Origin of the sequence: Vibrio penaeicida (assembly GCF_002933855.1) — a bacterium.
Classification (GTDB): Bacteria; Pseudomonadota; Gammaproteobacteria; order Enterobacterales; family Vibrionaceae; genus Vibrio; species Vibrio penaeicida_A.
Map to the genome: position 1 here is coordinate 232345 of NZ_BFAQ01000011.1, position 23750 is coordinate 256094.

At 44.2% G+C, this 23750-nt stretch carries 20 protein-coding genes; 11 read left to right on the forward strand and 9 right to left on the reverse strand.

All coding sequences use genetic code 11. The features are described from left to right. The first annotated feature begins 8 nt into the window (after positions 1-8). From VPNCDNU1_RS04560 to VPNCDNU1_RS04570, 3 genes are all read left to right on the forward strand, one after another. Positions 9-1004, forward strand: a complete 996-nt coding sequence (locus tag VPNCDNU1_RS04560) for a DctP family TRAP transporter solute-binding subunit (RefSeq protein ID WP_104399258.1) — start codon at positions 9-11, stop codon at positions 1002-1004. A 69-nt stretch (positions 1005-1073) separates the two neighbouring features. Beyond that, the gene (locus VPNCDNU1_RS04565; protein WP_104399259.1) at positions 1074-1697 is read left to right on the forward strand and encodes a TRAP transporter small permease; all 624 of its coding nucleotides are present in this window, start codon (positions 1074-1076) and stop codon (positions 1695-1697) included. A gap of 3 nt (positions 1698-1700) precedes the next feature. Further along, complete coding sequence (locus tag VPNCDNU1_RS04570) at positions 1701-3062, forward strand: TRAP transporter large permease (protein ID WP_101113574.1); 1362 nt, start codon at positions 1701-1703, stop codon at positions 3060-3062. 104 nt (positions 3063-3166) lie between these two features. Here the strand turns inward: VPNCDNU1_RS04570 and VPNCDNU1_RS04575 are convergent, their stop codons facing one another. From VPNCDNU1_RS04575 to VPNCDNU1_RS04595, 5 genes are all read right to left on the reverse strand, one after another. Further along, positions 3167-4444, reverse strand: a complete 1278-nt coding sequence (locus VPNCDNU1_RS04575; RefSeq protein ID WP_104399260.1) for a TRAP transporter large permease — start codon at positions 4442-4444, stop codon at positions 3167-3169. Continuing rightward, on the reverse strand, positions 4444-4941 hold the full coding sequence (locus tag VPNCDNU1_RS04580; protein ID WP_104399261.1) for a TRAP transporter small permease: 498 nt from the start codon (positions 4939-4941) through the stop codon (positions 4444-4446). Before VPNCDNU1_RS04580 ends, VPNCDNU1_RS04575 begins: the two co-directional genes overlap by 1 nt. A gap of 113 nt (positions 4942-5054) precedes the next feature. Then, positions 5055-6032: a C4-dicarboxylate TRAP transporter substrate-binding protein gene (locus VPNCDNU1_RS04585; protein ID WP_104399262.1), complete on the reverse strand. Its 978-nt coding sequence runs from the start codon at positions 6030-6032 to the stop codon at positions 5055-5057. A 396-nt stretch (positions 6033-6428) separates the two neighbouring features. After that, on the reverse strand, positions 6429-7766 hold the full coding sequence (locus tag VPNCDNU1_RS04590; protein ID WP_104399263.1) for a sigma-54-dependent transcriptional regulator: 1338 nt from the start codon (positions 7764-7766) through the stop codon (positions 6429-6431). Between the two features lie 8 nt (positions 7767-7774). Next, on the reverse strand, positions 7775-9565 hold the full coding sequence (locus VPNCDNU1_RS04595) for a sensor histidine kinase (protein WP_104399264.1): 1791 nt from the start codon (positions 9563-9565) through the stop codon (positions 7775-7777). Between the two features lie 446 nt (positions 9566-10011). Here VPNCDNU1_RS04595 and tig point away from each other — a divergent pair, with 446 nt between their 5' ends. From tig to VPNCDNU1_RS04630, 7 genes are all read left to right on the forward strand, one after another. Then, positions 10012-11313 (forward strand): trigger factor, encoded by a 1302-nt coding sequence (gene tig, locus VPNCDNU1_RS04600; RefSeq protein WP_101113583.1) that lies wholly within the window; start codon positions 10012-10014, stop codon positions 11311-11313. A gap of 105 nt (positions 11314-11418) precedes the next feature. Further along, positions 11419-12045, forward strand: a complete 627-nt coding sequence (clpP, locus tag VPNCDNU1_RS04605) for an ATP-dependent Clp endopeptidase proteolytic subunit ClpP (protein ID WP_101113584.1) — start codon at positions 11419-11421, stop codon at positions 12043-12045. An 86-nt stretch (positions 12046-12131) separates the two neighbouring features. Next, positions 12132-13412 (forward strand): ATP-dependent protease ATP-binding subunit ClpX, encoded by a 1281-nt coding sequence (clpX, locus tag VPNCDNU1_RS04610; protein ID WP_101113585.1) that lies wholly within the window; start codon positions 12132-12134, stop codon positions 13410-13412. A 113-nt stretch (positions 13413-13525) separates the two neighbouring features. Then, a complete protein-coding gene (lon, locus tag VPNCDNU1_RS04615; protein ID WP_104399265.1) occupies positions 13526-15877 on the forward strand; it encodes an endopeptidase La in 2352 nt (783 codons plus the stop codon). Between the two features lie 194 nt (positions 15878-16071). Continuing rightward, complete coding sequence (locus VPNCDNU1_RS04620; protein ID WP_101113587.1) at positions 16072-16344, forward strand: HU family DNA-binding protein; 273 nt, start codon at positions 16072-16074, stop codon at positions 16342-16344. Between the two features lie 326 nt (positions 16345-16670). Then, the gene (gene ppiD / locus VPNCDNU1_RS04625; RefSeq protein ID WP_104399266.1) at positions 16671-18536 is read left to right on the forward strand and encodes a peptidylprolyl isomerase; all 1866 of its coding nucleotides are present in this window, start codon (positions 16671-16673) and stop codon (positions 18534-18536) included. A gap of 124 nt (positions 18537-18660) precedes the next feature. Beyond that, positions 18661-18981: a ComEA family DNA-binding protein gene (locus tag VPNCDNU1_RS04630; protein WP_104399267.1), complete on the forward strand. Its 321-nt coding sequence runs from the start codon at positions 18661-18663 to the stop codon at positions 18979-18981. Between the two features lie 45 nt (positions 18982-19026). On the opposite strand, the gene rrtA is transcribed toward VPNCDNU1_RS04630, so the two are convergent. Next, positions 19027-19599, reverse strand: coding sequence for a rhombosortase (gene rrtA / locus VPNCDNU1_RS04635; protein ID WP_104399268.1), 573 nt, complete (start codon positions 19597-19599; stop codon positions 19027-19029). Between rrtA and VPNCDNU1_RS04640 the strand changes: the two genes are divergently transcribed. After that, positions 19588-20208 (forward strand): tRNA-uridine aminocarboxypropyltransferase, encoded by a 621-nt coding sequence (locus tag VPNCDNU1_RS04640; RefSeq protein WP_104399269.1) that lies wholly within the window; start codon positions 19588-19590, stop codon positions 20206-20208. The genes rrtA and VPNCDNU1_RS04640 overlap by 12 nt on opposite strands. A 41-nt stretch (positions 20209-20249) precedes the next feature. On the opposite strand, the gene VPNCDNU1_RS04645 is transcribed toward VPNCDNU1_RS04640, so the two are convergent. The 3 genes from VPNCDNU1_RS04645 to VPNCDNU1_RS04655 form a co-directional block, all read right to left on the reverse strand. Further along, a complete protein-coding gene (locus VPNCDNU1_RS04645; protein WP_104399270.1) occupies positions 20250-21569 on the reverse strand; it encodes an anti-phage deoxyguanosine triphosphatase in 1320 nt (439 codons plus the stop codon). A gap of 83 nt (positions 21570-21652) precedes the next feature. Further along, entirely contained in the window at positions 21653-22237 is a 585-nt protein-coding gene (gene yfbR, locus VPNCDNU1_RS04650) for a 5'-deoxynucleotidase (RefSeq protein WP_104399271.1), read from the reverse strand. Between the two features lie 149 nt (positions 22238-22386). Continuing rightward, positions 22387-23601 carry a pyridoxal phosphate-dependent aminotransferase gene (locus tag VPNCDNU1_RS04655; protein WP_104399272.1) on the reverse strand — a complete coding sequence of 405 codons (1215 nt, stop codon included), beginning with the start codon at positions 23599-23601 and terminating at the stop codon, positions 22387-22389. Positions 23602-23750 lie beyond the last annotated feature (149 nt).

Below are 23750 nucleotides of genomic sequence, written 5' to 3' on the forward strand. Positions count from 1 at the left end.
GAATAAAAATGTTAAAGCCTCTTACCCTACTTTCTGCCTCTATCTTGGCGCTTACCAGTTTCCAAGCGGCTGCTAACTGTGACCCTGGTGAGATTGTTATTAAATTCAGCCACGTGACTAATACCGATAAGCACCCCAAAGGCATTGCAGCATCTTTGCTTGAGAAGCGTGTGAATGAAGAGATGAACGGAAAAGCCTGTATGCAGGTTTTCCCTAACTCAACGCTTTACGATGACAACAAGGTCCTTGAAGCGTTACTCAACGGAGACGTGCAATTAGCGGCACCATCGCTCTCGAAGTTTGAAAAATTTACCAAGAAGTACCGTATTTTCGATTTGCCATTTCTGTTTGAAGACGTGGATGCCGTCGACCGTTTCCAAAACTCTGAAGCGGGTGACAAGTTAAAAAACGCGATGAAGCGCCGTGGTTTGAAAGGGTTGTCGTTCTGGCACAACGGAATGAAGCAAATGTCTGCGAGCAAGCCGTTGATGTCTCCTAGCGATGCTGAGGGGTTAAAATTCCGCGTTCAAGCGTCGGATGTATTGGTCGCGCAATTTGAACAGTTAAGGGCAAACCCACAGAAAATGTCGTTCAAAGAAGTGTACGGTGGCCTTCAAACGAAAGTTATCGATGGGCAGGAAAACACGTGGTCGAACATTTACGGCAAGAAGTTTTTCGAGGTGCAAGATGGCATCACCGAAACCAATCATGGCATTTTGGACTACCTAGTGGTGACGTCGAATACATGGTGGAAGGAACTGCCTAAGGACGTTCGTGAAGAGTTTAACGCGATTCTTGTTGATGTAACGGCTGCACGTAATTCCGCTTCCAGTGAAGTAAACGAAATCAACAAGCAAAACATCATCGCCGCTGGTGGAGTGGTGAGATCGTTGACACCAGAGCAGCGCCAAGAGTGGGTGACAGCACTTCAACCTGTTTGGAAGAAATTCGAAAAAGACATCGGTGCAGATTTGATCGAAGCCGCTTTAGCTTCAAATAAATAATAAAAATAATGGCGCAGCACACACTGCGCCTTTTCCTCTAAATTATTCCTAATACAGCGGAGTATCTGTATGGAACAGTCCTTATTTACTCGAGTCGGTAAGGTAACGGATCAAATCGAAGAAACACTGATTGCGTTGTTTCTTGGAAGTATGACCCTACTTACCTTTGCTAATGTGGTGTTTCGTTATGTGTTTAACGACAACATCCTTTGGGCACTGGAACTGACCGTTTTTCTCTTTGCCTGGATGGTACTTGTCGGCGCTTCTTATGGCGTGAAAAAACATTTCCACATTGGTGTGGATGTCATTATTAACCTCGCACCGGAGCGGGGAAGAAAGATGTACGCATTAGTCGCCGTCGCGCTGTGCCTTCTCTTTTCCATTTTGTTGTTTATTGGTTCTTGGAATTATTGGTTTCCGTTTGTGACTGAGCGCGCATGGTACGAGACCGACGATATTCCTATGCCGGAAATTCTGCAATTCCTATCCGATTGGATGAATGAAGGCGAGCGCTACGAAAAAATGCCACGCTTTATCCCTTACGCTGCACTTCCAATTGGTATGGCGTTACTAACCTTTCGCTTTGCTCAATGCGCGTGGCAAATCGCGACAGGAAAAATAGACCGTCTGATTTCCAGCCATGAAGCGGAAGAAGATTTAGAAGCATTGAAATCTGAAAGCAAGGAGAGCTAAGCCATGGACATTTTATTGCTGTTTATTATGGTCATAGGCTTCATGTTAATTGGTGTACCCATTGCGGTATCCCTTGGCCTTGCCAGTGTCCTATTTCTGTTGCTGCATTCCGATGCGTCATTGGCGTCTGTTGCCCAAACTTTATTTAATGCGTTTGCTGGGCATTATACTTTACTGGCAATTCCGTTTTTTATACTCGCCTCTAGCTTCATGTCTACGGGTGGGGTTGCCCGCAGAATCATTCGTTTCGCGATTGCGATGGTCGGTTGGTTCCGTGGTGGTTTAGCAATGGCATCGGTCGTGGCGTGTATGATGTTTGCTGCGCTGTCTGGCTCCTCTCCTGCGACGGTGGTGGCTATCGGTAGTATTGTTATTGCGGGCATGGTGAAGAACGGATATTCCAAAGAGTTCGCCGCCGGTGTTATTTGTAATGCGGGGACATTGGGGATTCTTATTCCACCATCCATCGTGATGGTTGTATACGCTGCAGCGACGGATGTTTCTGTTGGGCGTATGTTCTTAGGTGGTGTAATTCCTGGCTTGCTTGCTGGGGTGATGTTGATGATTGCCATCTATATTGCGGCAAGAGTCAAAAACCTGCCAGCACAACCTTTCGTGGGTTGGGGCGAAGCCTTTGCGGCAGCGAAAGATGCAAGCTGGGGCTTATTGCTGATCGTGATCATTCTTGGTGGGATTTATGGTGGAGTATTTACTCCTACAGAAGCAGCAGCGGTAGCGGCTGTGTATTCTTTCCTTATTGCAAACTTCATCTACAAAGACATGGGACCGTTTGCAGATAAAGAAAACACCAAGCCGTTGTTGGTGAAAGTGTTCCAAACCTTTGTTCACAAAGACACAAAGAACACGCTATTTGATGCGGGTAAGCTAACGATTATGTTGCTGTTCATCATCGCTAATGCGTTGATCTTAAAACACGTGCTTACAGAAGAACGCATTCCTCAGATGATTACCGAGTCAATGCTATCGGCGGGCTTAGGACCCATAACCTTCCTTATTGTTGTGAACGTCTTGCTGCTTATTGGTGGGCAATTTATGGAGCCTTCGGGCTTGTTGATCATCGTTGCTCCATTGGTTTTCCCTATTGCTATTGCATTAGGCATCGACCCTATCCATCTTGGCATTATGATGGTTGTGAATATGGAAATAGGAATGATAACCCCACCTGTTGGGCTCAATTTGTTTGTGACGGCGGGGGTAGCGAAAATGTCGATGATGAATGTGGTTAAAGCCGCTCTACCTTGGGTAGCGGTGATGTTCCTCTTCCTCGTGATTGTCACTTATGTTCCATGGGTATCGACGTGGTTACCGACCACACTTATGGGACCCGAAATAATTACTAAATAGAAGCGAAGCGTAGAGACACCCTACACTCAACCGTTATCGCTCAATAAACCGCACTTGCCCTGCTTTCCCCAGCAGGGCTTTTTTTGTTCTCACCTAACACTTGTTTAGTCCATAGTCCCCGGTAACCAAAGTGATATCTGCGGTACAAAAGTGAGTAGCAGTAACACTGCAATCAACATGGCAAGAAACGGCAGGACTTCTTTAACAAATTCTTTTACGGAAACCTTACTGATACTGCAAGCTGTGAACATCAAAGTGCCCAGAGGAGGGGTAACGCCAGCAATGGTGAGGTTCAGTACCATCACAATGCCAAAGTGAACTGGGTCAATGCCGACTTTGGTGATAATGGGGACCAAAATGGGCGTTAGAATAATCAGAGCCGCGCCTCCCTCTATGAACATGCCAACCGCTACCAACAAAAGATTGATGATAAGGAGTAGCAAGTAGGGATTATCGGTTATCGCCAGCATGGCATTGGCAACCTGAACAGGTAACCTTTCCCAAGAAAGATAAAAACTGAACGTCGAAGCCGCGCAGATTATGAACATAACAGTGGACGTTGCGATAACGGTCTCTTTCATAATTTCAGGAAGTGCTTTCACCGAAAACTGTCGGTGAATGTAGCCCACGATTATGGCGTAGATCACCGCAATTGCGCCCGCTTCGGTTGGGGTAAAGAAGCCAAATCTTATCCCCCCAATGATTCCGATAGGAACCATTAACGACCACGAGGCATTTCTCAGGGCGATTAAGCGATCAGTCAGCGATGACTTTTGTGGTTGAGAAGGGGCGTATTGACGAATTCTCGATATACGATGCGCAACGATCATCAAAGCAATGCAAAGCACAATACCGGGAATAACGCCCGCTAAGAATAGCTTGCCAATCGAAACATCGCCCATGTACCCATACAGGATTAGCCCAATCCCCGGGGGAATAATGACACTAATAATGGAGGAGCAAGCTGTGACTGCCGCCGAGAATGCAGTGTGATAGCCCCGCTGATTCATTTGCGGAACCATAATTTTGCTTTGCATGGCGGTATCGGCATTGGCACTACCAGACATGCCACCCATAAGCGTACTGAGTAAAATGTTGACTTGCGCTAACCCGCCAACTCGGTGCCCTGTCAGGCTATCCGCTAACTTCATGAGCCGATCTGTAATGCCAGAATGGTTCATGATGACGCCTGTCATGATGAAAAAAGGGATAGCCAAAAGAGGGAACGAGTGAGTAACGGCGACAAAGCGCTGGATGAAGATTTGGTGCTGAATGCCATTTGTCATCATGAAAAACGATAGCCCAGCAATCGCCAAAGCGAAGGCGACAGGTACATTGGCAGCAAACAGCAGAAACAGAATGAAAACAGGGAGTAGATCCATTACTTCGCCTCCACTTTATTATCAGAATCGGTCACGTCTGATTTGATGAGAATATGACATACAGCGTGGATAAACATGAAAAGAAAAGACAAGCATGTCGCGAGATAAACAAATGAAAACGGGAGTCGTAATACCGGAGACGGGCGATTCCATGACTGGAAAGCCAGTACTGAAGCGAGATAAAAACTGTACGCCAGAAAAACCATGATCAAAGTGGTCGTGACAAAGGCTAATTTCCTACGAACGTTTTGCGGTAATGCATCGACAAAAACAGGGACACCAATGTGCAAACTTTTTCGATAGCAAACGGATGCCCCCATAAAGACCAGCCAGGTAAAGGCGATGCCTGACAATTCGGTCGTCCAGGTAGCGGGTTGCTCTGTAATGTAGCGAGTGACTACACCCCATACGACCGAACCTAACACTAAGCTCATGGCAATCAAAGCGAGTGTGGTTTCAATGTTACCAAGTACCTTTGATACTCTTTTTGCTGCCATGAATCGTCTCCTTACAATCCCAAACCTAGGTCTTCTTATCGTGAAAGCGAACCAATGTCCGCTAAACTTAGCGTCATGGGGTCGCTTTGGGGTATCGCTTTTAGGTAGGCAAGTTAGTTATCTAATATTTCACGGACTTTGGCATGAAGCCCATCCGACCATTTAGGGAACTTACCGTATACTGGTGCTGTCGCTTTTTGGAATGCCTTGGCATCCACATTTTTATGGACGGTAACACCTTCGGCGCGCAGTTTGTCGAGTAAGGTTTCTGTCGTACTGACGGAAAGCTCTGTCATGTATTCACCTGCTGTGATCGCTTCTTCGGCGAGAATGGTTTGAATGTCTTGAGGTAAATTAGCGAAGTAGTCTGCGTTAATTACAAGCCCAATGAATGCTTTAAAGTGACTCGTTAGCGAAACGTGCTTCTTACTTTCATACAGTTTAGCGGCATACAGTGAGCCCAAGGGTGCTTCGGCTGCATCGACTACGCCAGAGGAAAGCCCGGTATACACTTCAGACCAAGCCAATTGTGTCGCACGAGCGCCCATAGCTTTTACGGTTTCTATCCACATTACATTAGGTGGAACTCGCATGGAGACCCCTTTCAAATCGGACGGGGAAAGAATCGCTTTGTTTGAAATGATGTGTCTTTCGCCAAACAACCAATTCATGGCAAGAACTTCAAAATTACCATTCTTCTTAACCGTGCTCTTCATAGATTGGTACAGAGATGAATCTAATAGCTTTTTAAAATCTTTCGGATCTTCCAGTAAATACGGACCATTCAGTACACCAAAATCTGGCGCGTAGTCGGATAGATAACCAGGGTCGGCGGTTTGGATGACAGGAAGACCTAGCTTGACTTGCTCATATACTTCGAGGTTCGTGCCTAGTTCACCATTAGGGTGAATGGTGATTTTGATTTTACCGCCAGAACGTTTTTCGACGTTAGCAGCATAGTATTCCAATGCTTGATGCAGTGGCTCTTGGTTAGAGGTGACGTGAGCGAGCTTAAGTTCATATTCGGCAGAGAATACTGATGTCGAGATCAGTATCATCAAAGCCATTATTGATCTGAGAAAACGTTCCATGTGTTACTCCTGATTTTTTCAAGAAAACTGAAATTGCATAGCGGAAGAATCCGCTTGGTGTCGCGTAGACACTACATAAGGTACAGCTTGAGCAGCTGGCGGCACTGACTTGCTCTGGTACTTCACTGTTTCCGAGTGGACGGCTTCTCTGGTCGCAGAAGGAACAAGATAGAATCTCAGTTACGTGCTTGGAATTAAATCCATATATAAAAGTAAATTTCATATATGGATTTACGTTATCGTTTGTGTGGTCAAAAAACAACCAGTCATGCGGGGGCAATAGTAAAAGTGTGATGATTGGCAGTGAAACTGCGAATTGAATGAGGGCTTTGTTTCATATTTTGAGCCCACCTATAGAGGTCGTGGGCTCAACAGGACTCGAAAGGTCAACACACGTTAACTCTTAAAGCTGTCTTTATTAATGCCAAATTTCTGCATCTTGTCGTACAGGGTTTTTCTCGGGAGGTTTAGGGCAGACATGGTGTCTTTAATACTGCCGTCATGGGAAGACAAGGCTTGTTCAATCAGAGCTTTTTCAAAATCAGCCACTTGCTCTGCCAGCCCTAGCTGCGATTTTGGCCTTGTAGCTTCTCCGAGTTGGTTTAATTTTCCGAGTAAAACGAACCGTTCCGCAGCATTTCTTAGCTCTCGAACATTGCCTGGCCAGTCATGAGCGAGTAATGCTTGCAAATCGGTAGATGGCAGTGAGGTAGCCGCTTTGCCGTAGCGTGCAGCAGCAACGAGCAAAAAATGGTGGAATAGGGCAGGGATGTCCTCTTTTCTCTCCCTCAGAGGCGGCAAATCCAGAGTCACTACGTTTAAACGGTAGTAGAGATCTTGTCGAAACGTACCTTGTGATGCAGCGTCTTTTAAGTCGGTTTTGGTAGCCGCAATAACACGTATGTCTAACCCAATACTCTTATTGGAGCCGATCCTTTCGATCTGTCTCTCTTGCAGTACTCGCAAAAGTCGAATTTGGGCTTGCATTGGCATGGATTCAATTTCATCCAAAAATAGGGTGCCACCTTGGGCGTATTCGAACTTACCGACTCGAAGGCTATCTGCGCCGGTATACGCGCCTTTTTCATGACCATAGAGCTCACTTTCAATCAGGTTTTCTGGTACTGCTCCACAGTTAACCGCAACAAAGTTTTGTTCTCTGCGGCTGCTTTGTTCATGGAGTGAACGTGCAACCAATTCTTTCCCTGTTCCCGTTTCTCCAAACAGTAGAATATCGGCGTTTGTGTCAGCGATATGGGTAATGGTGTCACGAAGATCTTGGATACTGTCAGTATTACCGATAATTCTAGGACCGAGCGCTTGGTTGGCTTTTAAAGCGCGTTTGAGTTTCTGGTTTTCCAGTGTGAGTTTTCTGCGTTCAATGGCGCGTTTTACTGTATCGATGAGCCTGTCGTTCGAAAACGGTTTTTCGATGAAGTCGTAAGCACCATCATGCATTGATTGCACTGCCATTGATATATCACCGTGACCCGTAATTAAAATGACTGGCAGGTCTTCATCTTTCGCCTTGATGGAGTTCAATAACTGTTGTCCATTAATGCCAGGTAATCGAATGTCGGTGACAACGACATAAGGTGGATCATCTTCGTCGAACGCGAGCAAAGCAGACTCCGCATCTGGAAACCCAGTGGCTTGAATATCAGCAAGTTCGAAAGCTTGTTCCATTGCGATTCTGAGATCTTCTTCATCATCGACAAAGTGTATATGAGACATACTCGTTCCTAAATTTTGGGCAGCAGAAGCCGGAACTTGGCACCCGAGTGTTCTGTATTACTCGCTTGCAGTTCGCCATCCATGCTTTGCATGATTTGCTGAGATATGGACAAGCCTAATCCCAAGCCATTTTGCTTCGTGGTATAAAAAGGCTCAAACAGTTGATTGAGCGTATCTTGCGCAATGCCAGGACCGGTATCTTCAATATCAATGATGACGTGGTTTGGCGTTGCATGCAGCGTAAGTTGAATTTGTTTTTGTGGCTGCATGTCCATCGCTTGAATGGCATTGGTGAATAAATTCACGAGTACTTGTTCAAGCTGAATGGGGTTAATTTTCGCATTGAGAGCTTGCTCCAGCCCATGGCACTCCAATTGGGTATGGGTATCTTTTAACTGTGGTTTGAGCAATTCTCGTGTAGCAATGATGACAGGGGATATCTGAGTAATAACTCGGTCACTGGCATCACTTTTTTTAGCAAATGCTTTGAGTTGTTGGCTGATCTTCGCCATGCGTTCGGTTAACACAGAAATTCTATGAAGATTCTGGTCGACCTTATCGTGTCGGGATTTCTCCAAAAATAGCAGGGCGTTATCGGCATAGCTGCGAATCGCTGCTAATGGATTATTGAGTTCATGGCTGATGCTGGTGGACATTTGCCCTAGCACTGCCAATTTCGCCGCTTGAATCAATTCTTCTTGAGTTTGCCTAAGTGCAGATTCGGTTTCCGCTCGGACTTTAATTTCTTCTTGAAGCTCTGCTGTACGCACCATAACTTGAAATTCAAGTTTTTGTTTAGATTCCACCTGAATCCGCTCGATTTGTCGCTGTTTAGATTTTTGTTGGCGAATGATGATACTCGCCAAATACAACAAAACGAAAACCAAGGTATTTAGGGCAATCAACGCTGCAACTTTCCAAACTAGGTTTAGTTTTGGGCTTAATACGCGAACCGTTAATGAGCTTCCTTTAAGTGGACGCACCACACTTAGGTATTGGTTAAAACTGAAGTATTGATTGAAGAGTGCATTGGTTCCCTGTAATTGGAGTTCGGCTTCCGGTGCCTCGAAATCCCCTACAAATGAAAGCGCAAAAATATCTCGTTCTAAATAGCGGCGGCTTTTTCTGATTTCCTCTATTTTGTTTTGTTCCAAAGGATAAAGGCTGTGATACCACCAGTTGACGCGATTGGACATAAAGACAATGTCGTCAGCATCGGTCACAACGAAAAAACTGTTCTGGCTTGTCCAGTCTTCTTCTATTGTCGATAAATCTTTCTTCACCACTAAAACACCCACGTTATTGCCTGCATGTTTGACTGGGTAAGAATAGAAGTAACCGCGTCTACCAGAGGTGCTGCCTAGAGCAAAGTATTCCCCTCTTTCTCCTTTGATGGCTTGCTGGAAATAAGGGCGAAATGCGAAGTTTCTTCCAACAAATGTTTTTTTATTTTGCCAATTGCTCGCAGCAATCGTTGTGCCGATACGATTGATCAAATACGTGTCTGCAGCCCCGACCACACTGTTAACTTCTTCTAAGTAGCGGTTTGTAATGTCGAGTTGCGCACTGTTGGTAGGTGAAAGAAGCGCATCAACTAATTCATTGTCTTTCGACATTAGCTGGGGAATATAGGCGTATTTTTCGAGTTGAGTCGCTAAATGATTGCTAAGTTGATCTGCGTGCAAATTTGCTTGATCAAATTGGTTTTGATAACCCAGCCGCCAGCCCCACAAACCCAAGATTAAGCTAGAGACTGCGTAGGAGAACATCAAAATAATTGGAATACGCCGCAGAATCATAGAGATAAACTTCTTCAACAACTGATAACGTAAAAGTAACAAAAAAGAGAAATCTTTGGTGTGCTAAAACAAGACTCGGATCTCTTTTTTATCTTTTCATGAAAAAAACAGATTATTTCCCTTGAAAAGCCATGTATCGTCCCCATTTCTCAGAAAACTTTTGCCAAATATTCGAGAAATCAGGACTTGGCTCGACAGTCGTCACGCATATCGCTAGAATGTCGCGTCTAAAATTTCTGTCCTGAGGCTAATTGGAGACGTTCTTTCTGCGAAGTCAGTATGGAAGAGGTCACTGAATAGTTCATGAGCTACGAATTGAATGGTTTGTGGGTCTCCGAATTTCATTTTATGCATTCAGACAGAATGCAACTTAAGGATGAAGTCACCGCTAAGGCGCTGGCTCCTAAGCTCAGGTAACACTGAGCCAGTTTTGAGGTTTATTTATAATGCAAGCTACTGTTGAAACTCTAGAAGGCCTAGAGCGCCGTCTTACTATTACCGTTCCTGCTGCAAACATCGAAGACGCAGTAACAGCTGAACTACGCAACATCGCTAAAAACCGTCGCTTCGATGGTTTCCGTAAAGGTAAAGTACCTTTGAAGATGGTTGCGCAAATGTACGGCAAAGCAGTACGTCAAGATGTGATGGGTGAGGTTATGCAACGTCACTTCATCGAAGCGATCGTGAAAGAAAAAATCAACCCAGCAGGCGCGCCGACTTTCGCTCCAGTGGAAACTGAAGAAGGTAAAGACCTAGTATTCAACGCAACTTTTGAAGTTTACCCAGAAGTTGAACTGAAAGGTCTAGACAACATCACTGTTGAAAAGCCAGCAGTTGAAGTGAAAGAAGACGACGTTGCAGAAATGATCGAAACGCTTCGCAAGCAGCAAGCAACTTGGAAAGAAGTTGAAGGCGCAGCGTCAGAAAACTCTCGTGCAACAATCGACTTCGTTGGTTCTATCGACGGTGAAGAGTTTGAAGGCGGTAAAGCTGAGAACTTCCCACTAGAAATGGGCGCTGGTCGCATGATTCCTGGTTTCGAAGACGGCATCGTAGGTAAATCTGCGGGCATGGAATTCGAAATCGACGTAAACTTCCCAGAAGATTACCACGCTGAAAACCTGAAAGGTAAAGAAGCGAAGTTCGCTATCAAAGTGAACAAAGTTGAAGAACGTGAACTTCCTGAGCTAGACGAAGAATTCGTATCTAAGTTTGGTGCTGAAGGCGGTATCGACGGTCTTAAGACTGAAGTTCGCAAGAACATGGAACGCGAGCTTAAGCAAGCGGTTAAGAACCGCATTAAAGAGCAAGCGCTTGACGGTCTTGTTAACGAAAACGACATTGATGTACCTGCTGCACTTATCGATCAAGAAATCGGTACTCTACGTCAGCAAGCTGCACAACGTTTCGGTGGCAACCCTGAAGCGGCTGAGCAACTTCCACGTGAGCTGTTCGAAGAGCAAGCTAAACGTCGCGTAGTTGTTGGTCTTCTACTTGGCGAAGTTATCAAATCTGAAGAATTAAAAGCTGACGACGAGAAAGTTAAGGCTATTATTGAAGAGATGGCTACTGCTTACGAAGATCCAGCGGAAGTTATTGCTTACTACGAGCAAAACGAACAAATGATGAACAACATGCGCAATGTTGCGTTAGAAGAGCAAGCGATCGACGCTATCATCGCTAAAGCAAAAGTTTCTGACAAAGAAGTAAGCTTCAACGAGCTTATGAATGCACAACAACCTGCATAAAATCAGGTTTCAGTGCGTAGAAAGTTGACTTTGTTTTAACTCTTCTGCTAACAATGGTCCGTATGAGTCTATCATCCGGGCCATTTTATTTAGGGATATAAGAATATGAGCTACCAAGAAAAAAATGCAATGTCTCCAATCATTGATGCACTAGTACCCATGGTGGTAGAACAAACTTCCCGTGGTGAACGTTCTTACGATATCTATTCTCGTCTGCTTAAAGAGCGTATCATTTTTCTTACTGGTCAAGTCGAAGACCAAATGGCGAACCTTGTGGTTGCGCAATTGCTGTTTCTTGAATCAGAAAACCCAGATAAAGACATCTTCCTATACATCAACTCTCCAGGCGGCAGTGTTACTGCAGGCATGTCTATCTATGACACGATGCAGTACATCAAACCTAACGTGAGCACAGTATGTATGGGTCAAGCATGTTCAATGGGGGCATTCCTGTTGGCAGGTGGTGCGGAAGGTAAACGCCACGTATTACCAAACTCTCGTGTAATGATTCACCAACCTCTTGGCGGTTTCCAAGGTCAGGCATCTGACATTCAGATTCACGCTCAAGAAATCTTGACGATTAAATCGAAGCTAAACAAGTTGCTTTCAGAGCACACTGGTCAGCCTCTTGAAGTTATTGAAGGTGATACGGATCGCGACAACTTTATGTCGGCAGATCAAGCAGTAGAATACGGTTTGGTTGATTCAGTTTTGACGCACCATAAAGCGTAATTGCGCTTCGCCGAAAGATGCAGGCGAAATTTGGTGAAAATTGATATAAACTCAAAACAAGACAGTTAAGGCTAAGAGGTTAGCGAATGACAGATAAAAGCAAAGAGGGCGGTAGCGGTAAGTTACTTTATTGCTCTTTCTGCGGCAAAAGCCAGCACGAAGTTCGCAAGCTAATCGCAGGCCCATCAGTGTACATTTGTGACGAATGCGTCGACTTATGTAACGATATTATTCGCGAAGAAATTAAGGACGTACTCCCTAAGAAAGAGTCGAGTGCACTTCCTACCCCTCGTGAAATTCGCGAACACCTTGATGATTATGTGATTGGCCAAGATTACGCAAAGAAAGTGCTAGCGGTTGCGGTATACAACCACTACAAACGCTTGCGTAATGGCGATACAACGAGTGAAGGCGTTGAACTGGGCAAGAGTAATATTTTGCTGATCGGTCCAACAGGTAGTGGTAAAACACTGCTGGCTGAAACCTTGGCTCGTTTCCTTGATGTTCCTTTCACCATGGCTGATGCAACCACATTAACGGAAGCAGGCTATGTAGGTGAAGACGTTGAGAACATCATTCAGAAGCTTCTGCAGAAATGCGACTACGATGTAGCAAAAGCAGAGCGCGGTATCGTCTACATCGATGAAATCGACAAGATTTCTCGTAAGGCAGAGAACCCTTCAATCACTCGCGATGTATCGGGTGAAGGGGTTCAGCAAGCGCTGTTGAAACTGGTTGAAGGTACCGTCGCTTCCGTTCCACCTCAAGGTGGAAGAAAGCACCCTCAACAAGAGTTTTTGCAGGTCGACACTTCTAAGATTCTGTTTATCTGTGGTGGTGCGTTTGCCGGTTTAGATAAAGTAATCGAACAACGTACAGCGACAGGTACGGGTATCGGCTTTGGTGCAGAGATTCGTTCTAAAGACGAGACTCGCACAGTGGGCGAACTGTTCATGCAGGTTGAACCAGAAGATCTCGTTAAATACGGTTTGATTCCAGAATTCATTGGTCGTCTACCGGTCACTACGACTCTGACAGAACTCGATGAAGAAGCGCTCATTCAGATTCTTTGTGAACCAAAGAATGCGTTGACCAAGCAGTATGCTGCTCTGTTCGACATAGAAGATGTAGAGCTGGAATTCCGTGAAGATGCACTAAGAGCCATTGCTAAGAAAGCGATGGATCGTAAGACAGGTGCTCGTGGTCTTCGTTCTATTCTTGAAGCTGTTCTTCTCGAAACAATGTACGAATTGCCATCGTCAGAAGATGTAAGCAAAGTCGTTATAGATGAAGCAGTTATCCAAGGTGAATCTGAACCATTGTTGATTTATGAAGGCAATGATAATCAGGCCGCTGGCGCGGAATAAAAAACTTTTAAATACTAAAGGAGGCTTTTGCCTCCTTTTTTTTATTATCTCGTTGAATCTAAGCCATTTGCCCCCATATACTGCAAATAAGCAGAAACGGAAGAGAGAATAGTATGAACTTGGAACGTTCCGAGCGTATCGAGATCCCCGTATTACCCTTGAGAGATGTAGTGGTATATCCACACATGGTTATCCCTTTGTTTGTTGGCCGAGAGAAATCAATCCGTTGCCTGGAATCTGCGATGGACACCAGCAAACAAGTTCTACTTGTCGCACAAAAGCAAGCAGACACAGATGAGCCGTCTATCGATGACCTGTTTTCCATTGGTACCGTAGCCACAATCCTACAGTTGTTGAAATTGCCAGATGGCACTGTGAAGGTGTTGGTAGAAGGTCAACAGCGCGCTCAAATTCATCAGTTTAAAGAAAATGACTTTTTCCTAGCAGACGCCGAATACTTACCAACTCCAGAGTTGGACGAGCGCGAGCAAGAAGTCGTCGTTCGAAGCGCTATCAATCAGTTTGAAGGTTTCATCAAGCTGAACAAAAAAATTCCGCCTGAAGTCTTAACTTCTTTGAACGGAATTGACGAAGCTGCGCGCCTTGCCGATACCATCGCAGCTCACATGCCTCTAAAGCTTAATGACAAGCAGCAAGTTCTTGAAATTATAGATGTCAATGAACGTCTAGAATTTTTGATGGGGCAGATGGAGTCAGAAATCGATTTGCTTCAAGTCGAAAAACGCATTCGTGGTCGCGTTAAGAAGCAAATGGAAAAATCTCAGCGCGAGTACTACCTGAATGAGCAAATGAAAGCCATTCAGAAAGAGCTTGGTGAGATGGATGATGCACCAGACGAATTTGAAACTCTGAAGATTAAGATCGAAGAGTCGAAGATGCCTAAAGAAGCGCGTGAGAAGACGGAACAAGAGCTACAAAAGCTTAAGATGATGTCTCCAATGTCGGCCGAAGCAACGGTTGTACGCAGCTACATCGACTGGATGGTTGGGGTTCCTTGGGCTAAGCGCTCTAAAGTGAAGAAGAACCTTTCTAAAGCCGAAGAAGTGCTAAACGAAGACCACTACGGTCTAGAGCGCGTTAAAGAGCGCATTCTAGAGTACTTGGCGGTACAAAACCGTATCAACAAGCTTAAAGGTCCTATTCTTTGCTTGGTTGGTCCTCCGGGCGTAGGTAAAACCTCTCTTGGTCGCTCTATTGCGGCGGCTACTGGTCGTAAATATGTACGTATGGCTTTGGGTGGCGTGCGTGATGAAGCGGAAATCCGCGGTCACCGACGCACTTACATAGGTTCAATGCCGGGTAAGTTGATTCAAAAAATGTCGAAAGTGGAAGTGAAAAACCCACTGTTCTTGTTGGATGAAATCGACAAGATGTCTTCTGACATGCGCGGCGATCCTGCATCAGCGTTACTTGAAGTACTTGATCCGGAGCAAAACAACTCATTCAATGACCACTACCTTGAAGTGGACTACGATTTGTCTGACGTCATGTTTGTTGCGACGTCTAACTCAATGAACATTCCAGGTCCATTGCTTGACCGAATGGAAGTGATTCGTCTGTCTGGCTACACAGAAGATGAAAAGCTGAACATTGCTAAACGTCACTTGGTGAGTAAGCAAATCAAGCGTAATGGTTTGAAAGAACACGAAATTGAGATCGAAGATTCTGCAATCATCGGTATTATTCGTTACTACACGCGTGAAGCGGGTGTACGTAGCCTAGAACGCGAGATTTCGAAGATCTGTCGTAAAGCAGTCAAGAATATCCTGCTTGATTCTAGCCTTAAGAAAGTAGTCGTAAACATCGAAAATCTTAAAGATTTCCTTGGTGTACAGCGTCATGACTTTGGTAAAGCAGACGACAGTAACCGCATCGGACAAGTTGTTGGATTAGCTTGGACGGAAGTTGGCGGCGATCTGTTGACGATTGAAACCGAATCTATGCCGGGCAAAGGCAAACTATCGCAAACGGGTTCTCTTGGTGATGTGATGCAAGAGTCTATCCAAGCTGCGATGACCGTTGTTCGCTCTCGTGCGGAAAGATTGGGTATCAACTCAGACTTTTACGAAAAGCGTGATATTCACGTGCACGTGCCAGAAGGCGCTACACCAAAAGATGGTCCTAGTGCTGGTATCGCGATGTGCACAGCACTAGTTTCAAGCCTAACAGGAAACCCTGTGAAAGCAGACGTAGCGATGACAGGTGAAATAACTTTGCGTGGTGAAGTACTTCCAATCGGTGGATTGAAAGAAAAACTGCTTGCTGCTCACCGTGGTGGCATTAAAACCGTGGTAATTCCAAAAGACAATGAACGTGATCTGGAAGAGATTCCTGACAATGTTATTGCGGATCTGGTGGTTAAACCGGTTCAGTGGATTGACGACGTGTTAACGATTGCATTAGAAAAAGACCCGTCTGGAGTCACTCTAGAGTCTGTAAAATAGTGACGTGCAGCAAAAATAACTAAACAAAACACGCTGACTTGCTTGAAAAGGCTTGTCAGCGTTTTTTTTGGACGCTAAGTTTATCCACCAAGGACAACGCCTTTATCCATAAGGTGTGGTTTAAAAATAACTAAATTTTTTAACGGAACGAATACTGCCATTTTGGAATCGGTAGTACTAAAGGGGAACATCACGTGAATAAAACACAACTAGTAGAAAAAATCGCAGAGAACGCTGACATTTCAAAAGCATCAGCGGGTCGTGCCCTAGACGCATTCATTGAAGCAGTGAGTGATACTCTACAGTCTGACGATCAAGTTGCATTGGTAGGCTTTGGTACGTTTAGTGTACGTACTCGTGCAGCTCGCACAGGTCGTAACCCTAAGACTGGTGAAGAGATCCAAATCGCGGAAGCAAAAGTACCAGCATTTAAAGCTGGTAAAGCGCTTAAAGACGCGTGTAACTAAATTTGAATTGACCTGCTAAAGGTTAATTACTGGGAATGGCGCTCAAAAACGCCAAAAAGTCCTGAAATATGCGCATCAATGTGGTGCGCATTTCTTTTTCTGATATCATCTTCACCATTCAACGCTATAGAGCGAAATGCCTGCTCCCTTCTGAGTAAGTGCGGTCTAGAAAATTGAAAATGTACTCATTTCTTTAATGAACTTTTTTGTGGACTGCAGATCTAAATCACACATATTTATCAGTGAGCTGGATAATTAGATTCGCTACTGTGTAGATTTAAGTGCTTAGTCAGAGCTCAGGCTCAATTTTGGAGAGTTGTTACATTATGATGGAACGATTGCGCGAAGGCGTAAACAGCATCGCAGTTAAAATTATTCTGGGACTTATTATTCTGTCCTTTGTCTTCACTGGTGTCAGTGGCTATATCGGTAGTGGTAGCAACGTTGCTGCTAAAGTCGATGGTGTTGAGATTAGCCGCGGAGCTTTTGAGCAAGCGTATCAAAATGAACGCAACATGCTTCAAGCGCAATATGGTGAGCAATACGCTAACCTTCTTTCAGACCCCGATTTCGTTCAAAGACTGCGTCAGTCAGTTTTAGATAAAATGGTGAATGAAATCCTGCTTGAGAATCACGCTAAATCACTTGGTCTGCGAATCAGCGATGAACAAGTACTTGATATGATCCTGCAAATGCCAGAATTCCAATTGGAAGGCAAATTCAATCAGGACATCTACGAGACTTCTCTTCGCCGTGCTGGTTACACGCCAGAATCATTTGGTGAAGTAATGCGCCGCAGTGAAGTACGCAATCAGCTTCTTCAAGCGGTAAGCGCAAGTGAGTTTAGTCTTCCAGGTGAAGTTGCTGACCAATCCAAACTGATTACTCAGACTCGTGATATTCGTACGCTTGAATTAAATGTTGAAGAGTTTGCAAAATCTGCAAATCCTTCAGATGAAGAACTTCAAGAGTACTACTCGTCGAATGCCTCTCAGTTCACTCGTCCAGAACAAGTCAAAGTTTCATACCTAGAGCTTTCTGGTGATGCATTGAAAGCGAATGTAGATGTTACTGAAGAAGACATCGAAGCATACTATCAAGAGAGCATTGATCAATACTCTACAGCTGAGCAGCGCAGTGTGAGCCATATTCTGGTTCAAGGCGATGAAGAAGCCAAAGCGCAAGCTATTTTGGATGAATTGAGGGCAGGTGCTGACTTCTCTGAGCTCGCAAAATCTCGCTCTGAAGATATTGGTAGTGCTGAAACTGGCGGTTCTTTAGGTTGGATTGAACGTGACGTTATGGATCCAGCATTTGAAGAAGCGGCGTTTGCTCTGACCGCGGTTGGCGATACAACGGGTTTGGTTAAATCTGACTTTGGTTACCACATCATCAAATTAGATGACTTGAAAGCTTCTGAGACTAAACCGCTAAGTGAAGTTAAAGACGAGATTAAGCAAGACATCGTTAATCAAAAAGCTGCTGACCGTTTCCACGATCTTTACAATGACCTAGAGCAAATTGCTTTTGAAGCCCCTAATTCGCTACAACCATCAGCTGAGCTGATTGAAGGTACTGTGAAAACTACGGACTTTGTCTCTCGCTTTAATGCGCCAGAGATTCTAAGCAGCCCAGAAGTTCAAGAAGCTATCCACAGTGTAGAAGTGAAAGAAAATGGTGAAAACTCAATTCCTGTTGAGATTGCACCTGAGCATGTTGTTGTGGTTCGTGTTGATGAAGTTCGCGAAGAAACAGTACTGCCGTTTGAAGAAGTGAAAGATCAAGTTGTGCAGCAGTTGTCTGTTGTAAAAGGTGAGCAAAAAGCTGTTGAACTTGCAGATCAGCTTATCGAAACGCTATCTAACGGTGACACAAGTGTTCTTGACCAAGAAGGCTTAGCGTTTGGCGAGCAAGAAACCATAAATCGTGGCAATCCGCTTGCAAACACGGTATATGCTCTGACAAAGCCAGAAGAAGGCAAGAAAGTTTACGGGCAGTCTAAAGACTTCTCGGGCAATATCGTTGTCGTTGAGCTCGCTGGCGTTGCTGCTGAAGAGCAACCAGCGTTTGCTGCACAAATCGGTATGCAGTTAGTACGCTCTAACGGTGAACAAGATGTTGTTGCACTGAGCAAAGCACTGCGTGAAAGCGCGGATGTGGAGTTCTATGTAATTGAGAGTACTCAGCCGTAAAAGTATGTAACTAATTTGTTTATCATACAGGCCGCACTATGCGGCCTGTTCTATTTCTAGTATTGACTGTTTTCTAATCATTTTCATCTGTTCAGAATACGTTTTTTTATACAAGGAATGTAAAATGAAGTTCGTCAAACTGGCTCTTATCGCATCTCTTTCTTTCTGCGTGTCGCTTCCTGTTTTCTCAGAGAGCACCTCTTCACCTTCTAAAAGCACTCAAAAAGCAGATAAGTATGATGGCATAGAAATTACCGTAAACATCAATACAGCGACAGCTGAGGAGCTAGAAACGTTATTGATTGGTATAGGTGAGAAAAAAGCCAAGGATATTATTCAATTTCGTCAAGAAAATGGTTTGTTTGAAAAGGCTGAAGACTTGATAAAAATTAAGGGAATAGGTAAATCTACCGTTGAAAAGAATAAAGAACGCATATTGCTTTAGATGATGCATTCCTGCGAGTTGGGTCATTTATATCTCAACTCGCACCTACGAGTGCGCCTTTACCCACCCCTTCGGTTGTAGGCTACCGAGAATTAACCCGATGATAGTTCCAGCGATGTGGGCTTCTGTTGCCACTTTCGCTTCAATGAGTGCTTCCGTGTCTACTGAAGGACCAACCCAGGTTTCCCACCCAATTTTTATTAAAATACCTAAAATCAGCAAACCGCTGTATTTTCTTCCTTGAATGGTTTCCGTAATGGCGTAGAACGCAAAAATGCCATGCAGTACGCCAGAAAAACCCGCATATTGGTACATGTCGCTGGCTAACAGTCCAATTCCAATCAGTGTGGATAAAAGGGGAACAACAATCAGCAGAGAAAGCCATGACGCGGTATATCGAAAAAAAAAGGCTATCACTGCGAAGCTTGCAGCATTAAGCATGAGATGATTAAGATTGGTGTGTGTGAAGTTTCCTGATACGATTCGCCACCACTGACCATCCAGTATTAAGTCAGCATTCCAAGGTAGCCAAGGTTGGAAAGCAGGGTATTCTGCAATAATCATGGCGATTAGGAATACGGTAACAACGGGAACGAGCTCTGCTTTATGTCTGATCATCAATCTGCTTCTACATACCGATATTGCCAAGATTGCGGCAAGGCAAAGAAAATGTGCATTTGCCATACCATACAAGACCTCCATTCTGAGGTAGAACTCATTATTCTTCAACATCCTGATGAAGTGCACCGCGCGATGGGGACAGCAAGGATTTTGAACTTATCTCTAGATTCATGCCGTATTTTTGTGGGGGAAAACTTTTCAGAACACACTGAACTTAACGCTCTGCTTCAAGATGATAGCTATAACCACTCAGTATTGTTCCCAAGTGAAAAGAGTGTCCCAGTGTTTCATTTGGACAATCACAAAATCAGAAAACACCGTGTGCTATTAATAGATGGTACGTGGAAAAAGGCATATAAAATATGGCGACTTAGTGAAAATCTACACCCCTTAACGAGTGTTGCTTTACCAGATGACCTTGAAGGGAACTACAGGATTCGAAAAGCCCCTTCAAGTAATAGTTTGTCTACAGTAGAAGCAGGATTTCATTTACTGAATATCTTAGATGGAACGCGAGATTTTACCCCACTGATAGAGAGCTTTAATCAAATGGTGGATATGCAGTTTAAACACATACCACCGCATATCCGCGCGCAAAACTATTAGGGTCTGTGGACATTTCGAGAGGGTTGAGCTTTTCCGCTCAATTAAGAGCAAAATAGCTGCTGATGCAACCTTTGAGCGGAACCATCGGTTAATGATGAAATATAGTCCGTTATAACGCGCATCCCGCCGTCGTGAGATTCAGTTGCTTTAATCCAGTCTTGGCGAATTATTTCTGGTAAAAGCCTTTTAGGGTCACCACTAAGTGCTTCAAAAATATCAATAATGATTTGTTGCCCTTTGTATTCAACAACCTGTACCTCAGGGATTTGAATAACATATCGACTCACAAATTGTTTAAAGATTTCCAATGCCTTTTCGGCGGGTTCTTCTAATTTAGCGTTCGACCTCAATAGAGGTTCATCGAATCTTGTTTCGGTGAACTCTTTGATACTAATACTAGTCAGTAATGCGTTTACTATCCCACCAATGGCATCTTTTCTCTGATAATGGACACCAGAAAATAGTTTTTCACTGATCAGTTGAATGTTCTCTTCAAACCATTTGTCGCCACATTCAGCTAATTGGCTTGCAGCCACTTCCTGCCATTGTGAGCGATGAATCAAGCCCAGTACAATCGCATCTTCTAGGTCGTGAATCCCATAAGCAATATCGTCTGCAAGTTCCATAATGGAGCAGTCCAAAGACTTGTATTGAGTCTTTTTATGCTCAAATGGCGTGTAATCGCGAGCTCTCAGCGCTGAAAAGAGCTCTTTATCGTTGTTACTCAAAGGCTCCAATACCCAATCAAACAGAGACTTATCATCGTCATATATCCCTTTAGCAGGGTGCCAGTCGTTGGCTTTGAGTTTACGCTGATTAGACACGGATTCTGGAATGGATGATGAACGCAGTTCGCTGATGAGAGCCGGGTATTTGATGAGTCCCAGCAGTGCTCTTCGAGTCAGGTTCATCCCGTGGTTTTCAGTATAGGGTTCAAGTTGGGTGATAATTCTAAAAGTTTGCGCATTACCTTCGAATCCACCGTGTTCACGCATCATATAGTTCAAGGCTATTTCACCGCCATGCCCAAAAGGTGGGTGACCGATATCATGTGCCAAACACAAGGCTTCCATCAGGCTAGAGGTAGGGAGCAGGTCGGCGAGGTCAGGTTGTTTGCGTTTAACCTGAGCACGTATCCCTGAGCCGAGTTGAGCCGCTTCCAGCGAGTGGGTTAGTCGTGTTCGGTGAAAATCATTGACGCCAGTACCGTGGACTTGGGTTTTGGCTTGCAATCGACGGAAGGCAGCAGAATGGAGGATTCGAGCGCGATCTCGTTGAAACGGATCTCTATGATCGTCTCTTCGCATCTTTTGCTCTGCATTCATTCGAGTTTGCCATGCATTATGATCGGTTTCTGTCATTGAGTCCTCGCTGGTTTACTTCTTCTGATTCAATAAGCCTTACTAATTTATTAACTTATTAACCTATAGTACTAAATACTCAGTTAGCTTATTTCATCGAGAGACAATTCAAAGCTCTCTGCAAACGTTTCTAAAAAATAATCCATCTCAGGGGATTTTCTGTCTTTTAGCGTTTTATCGAGTCTTTTTTTCGCTTGCGCGTACTCGTGATTACCCGCGGACAATTCTTCTAGGCACTTTAAGTATGCACACAAGCTGTCGGCTTGCTTTACGATATTTTGATCATCCTTATGCGCATTTTTTGAAATTAGAAAAGGTGCAAAATCCTCTCGAAATTCTTCTGGTAACATAGAGACAAGCTTTTCTTCTGCCGCCGCTTCTATCTTTTTGTATTCCTTGGCGATGTCAGGATTATAGTACTTTACAGGTGTAGGTAAATCGCCAGTTAGGACTTCGCTGGTATCATGGTACATACCCAATAGAGCGATTCGTTCGGGGTTAACATTGCCGCCAAATTTTTTATTTTTGATGATGGCCAGTGCATGCGCAACAAACGCGACTTGTAGGCTGTGTTCAGAAATATTTTCTGAGGAAACAGAACGCATTAAAGGCCAACGCTGGATAAGCTTCATTCGGGCCAAATGAGCAAAAAAATGACTGCGTGCCATGAATGGCTCCTTCTTTTCGGATAGGTGCGATACTCGAATAATTTCAAAGTGCTAACTTGAGTATAGAGAGTAAGAGATTGAGCAGAAAGGTACAACTAGCCAAACAAAAAACGCCCCAATCAATATTGAGGCGTTGTTAAAGCTAAAATTTATTGTTTGTAAGTGGTTAGGAAACGTTCCAGCCGACCTATGGCGGTTTCCAAATCTTCGATGTGTGGTAAGGTAACGATTCTGAAATGATCAGGTTTTGGCCAGTTAAACCCAGAGCCTTGAACAAGAAGAACTTTCTCTTGAATCAGAAAGTCCTGAACAAACTTCTGATCATTGGTAATGTTGAATTTCTTCACATCAATTTTAGGGAATAAATACATGGCCCCTTTGGGCTTGACGCATGTAATACCTGGAATTTGAGTAATCAATTCATAAGCTTTATCACGCTGTTCTAGCAACCGTCCACCAGGCAGAAGTAATTCATTGATACTTTGATAGCCGCCCAATGCGGTTTGTATGGCATGTTGCATAGGGACATTGGCGCACAAACGCATTGATGAAAGCATGTCTAGACCATCAACATAGCCCTTTGCAATGCCTTTTGGACCAGTCAAAAACATCCAACCACCGCGAAATCCACACACGCGATACGCTTTAGATAAACCATTAAACGTGACCATCAAAACATCGTCAGCCAGTGTCGAAATAGAAGTATGCGTAGCACCGTCATACAAGACTTTATCGTAGATTTCGTCGGCAAAAATAATCAATTTGTGCTGTCTGGCAACTTCAATCACTTCCAGAAGAAAGTCACGGCTGTATACCGCACCTGTAGGGTTATTTGGGTTAATCAGCACCAAACCACGTGTTTTTGGTGTGATTTTCGCCTTCATATCTTCGAGATCAGGGTACCAATCGGATTCTTCATCACATAGATAATGAACGGCATTTCCACCTGATAAGGAGACGGCAGCAGTCCACAATGGGTAATCGGGGGCAGGGACCAGCATTTCATCGCCGTTATCGAGCAAAGCTTGCATAGCCATAACGATAAGCTCGGATACGCCGTTGCCGATGTAGACATCTTCTACATCAAGGTTTAAAAGGCCTTTTCGCTGATAATGTTGCACCACCGCTTTTCTCGCGGAGTAAATGCCTTTTGAATCACAATACCCTTGAGAAGTGGGCAGGTTGCGGATTACATCAACAAGAATTTCATCTGGGGCGTCAAAACCGAATGGGGCAGGGTTGCCTATATTCAATTTTAGTATTTTATGCCCTTCTTCTTCCATGCGCTTAGCATGTTTGAGTACAGGACCTCGAATGTCGTAGCAGACATTGTCGAGTTTTGATGACATCCCGATATTTTGCATTGAGTAAATCCCGATTTATTTTATTTTAATTTCTAAAAGTACACTATTTAAATTCTTAATAGAATAAAAATCTGTTTGAAATTTCAGGTTTTTATATTGTTCTGACATACACACTCAAATTGCCTCAATCATGCACCTTAGATAACTTG

Excerpts from the sequence above, each read along its gene's own strand:
- VPNCDNU1_RS04560 (WP_104399258.1), top strand. The coding sequence starts at position 9 with ATGTTAAAGCCTCTTACCCTACTTTCTGCCTCTATCTTGGCGCTTACC.
- VPNCDNU1_RS04565 (WP_104399259.1), top strand. The coding sequence starts at position 1,074 with ATGGAACAGTCCTTATTTACTCGAGTCGGTAAGGTAACGGATCAAATC.
- VPNCDNU1_RS04570 (WP_101113574.1), top strand. The coding sequence starts at position 1,701 with ATGGACATTTTATTGCTGTTTATTATGGTCATAGGCTTCATGTTAATT.
- VPNCDNU1_RS04575 (WP_104399260.1), bottom strand. The coding sequence starts at position 4,444 with ATGGATCTACTCCCTGTTTTCATTCTGTTTCTGCTGTTTGCTGCCAAT.
- VPNCDNU1_RS04580 (WP_104399261.1), bottom strand. The coding sequence starts at position 4,941 with ATGGCAGCAAAAAGAGTATCAAAGGTACTTGGTAACATTGAAACCACA.
- VPNCDNU1_RS04585 (WP_104399262.1), bottom strand. The coding sequence starts at position 6,032 with ATGGAACGTTTTCTCAGATCAATAATGGCTTTGATGATACTGATCTCG.
- VPNCDNU1_RS04590 (WP_104399263.1), bottom strand. The coding sequence starts at position 7,766 with ATGTCTCATATACACTTTGTCGATGATGAAGAAGATCTCAGAATCGCA.
- VPNCDNU1_RS04595 (WP_104399264.1), bottom strand. The coding sequence starts at position 9,565 with ATGATTCTGCGGCGTATTCCAATTATTTTGATGTTCTCCTACGCAGTC.
- tig (WP_101113583.1), top strand. The coding sequence starts at position 10,012 with ATGCAAGCTACTGTTGAAACTCTAGAAGGCCTAGAGCGCCGTCTTACT.
- clpP (WP_101113584.1), top strand. The coding sequence starts at position 11,419 with ATGAGCTACCAAGAAAAAAATGCAATGTCTCCAATCATTGATGCACTA.
- clpX (WP_101113585.1), top strand. The coding sequence starts at position 12,132 with ATGACAGATAAAAGCAAAGAGGGCGGTAGCGGTAAGTTACTTTATTGC.
- lon (WP_104399265.1), top strand. The coding sequence starts at position 13,526 with ATGAACTTGGAACGTTCCGAGCGTATCGAGATCCCCGTATTACCCTTG.
- ppiD (WP_104399266.1), top strand. The coding sequence starts at position 16,671 with ATGATGGAACGATTGCGCGAAGGCGTAAACAGCATCGCAGTTAAAATT.
- VPNCDNU1_RS04630 (WP_104399267.1), top strand. The coding sequence starts at position 18,661 with ATGAAGTTCGTCAAACTGGCTCTTATCGCATCTCTTTCTTTCTGCGTG.
- VPNCDNU1_RS04640 (WP_104399269.1), top strand. The coding sequence starts at position 19,588 with ATGTCTGATCATCAATCTGCTTCTACATACCGATATTGCCAAGATTGC.
- rrtA (WP_104399268.1), bottom strand. The coding sequence starts at position 19,599 with ATGATCAGACATAAAGCAGAGCTCGTTCCCGTTGTTACCGTATTCCTA.
- VPNCDNU1_RS04645 (WP_104399270.1), bottom strand. The coding sequence starts at position 21,569 with ATGACAGAAACCGATCATAATGCATGGCAAACTCGAATGAATGCAGAG.
- yfbR (WP_104399271.1), bottom strand. The coding sequence starts at position 22,237 with ATGGCACGCAGTCATTTTTTTGCTCATTTGGCCCGAATGAAGCTTATC.
- VPNCDNU1_RS04655 (WP_104399272.1), bottom strand. The coding sequence starts at position 23,601 with ATGCAAAATATCGGGATGTCATCAAAACTCGACAATGTCTGCTACGAC.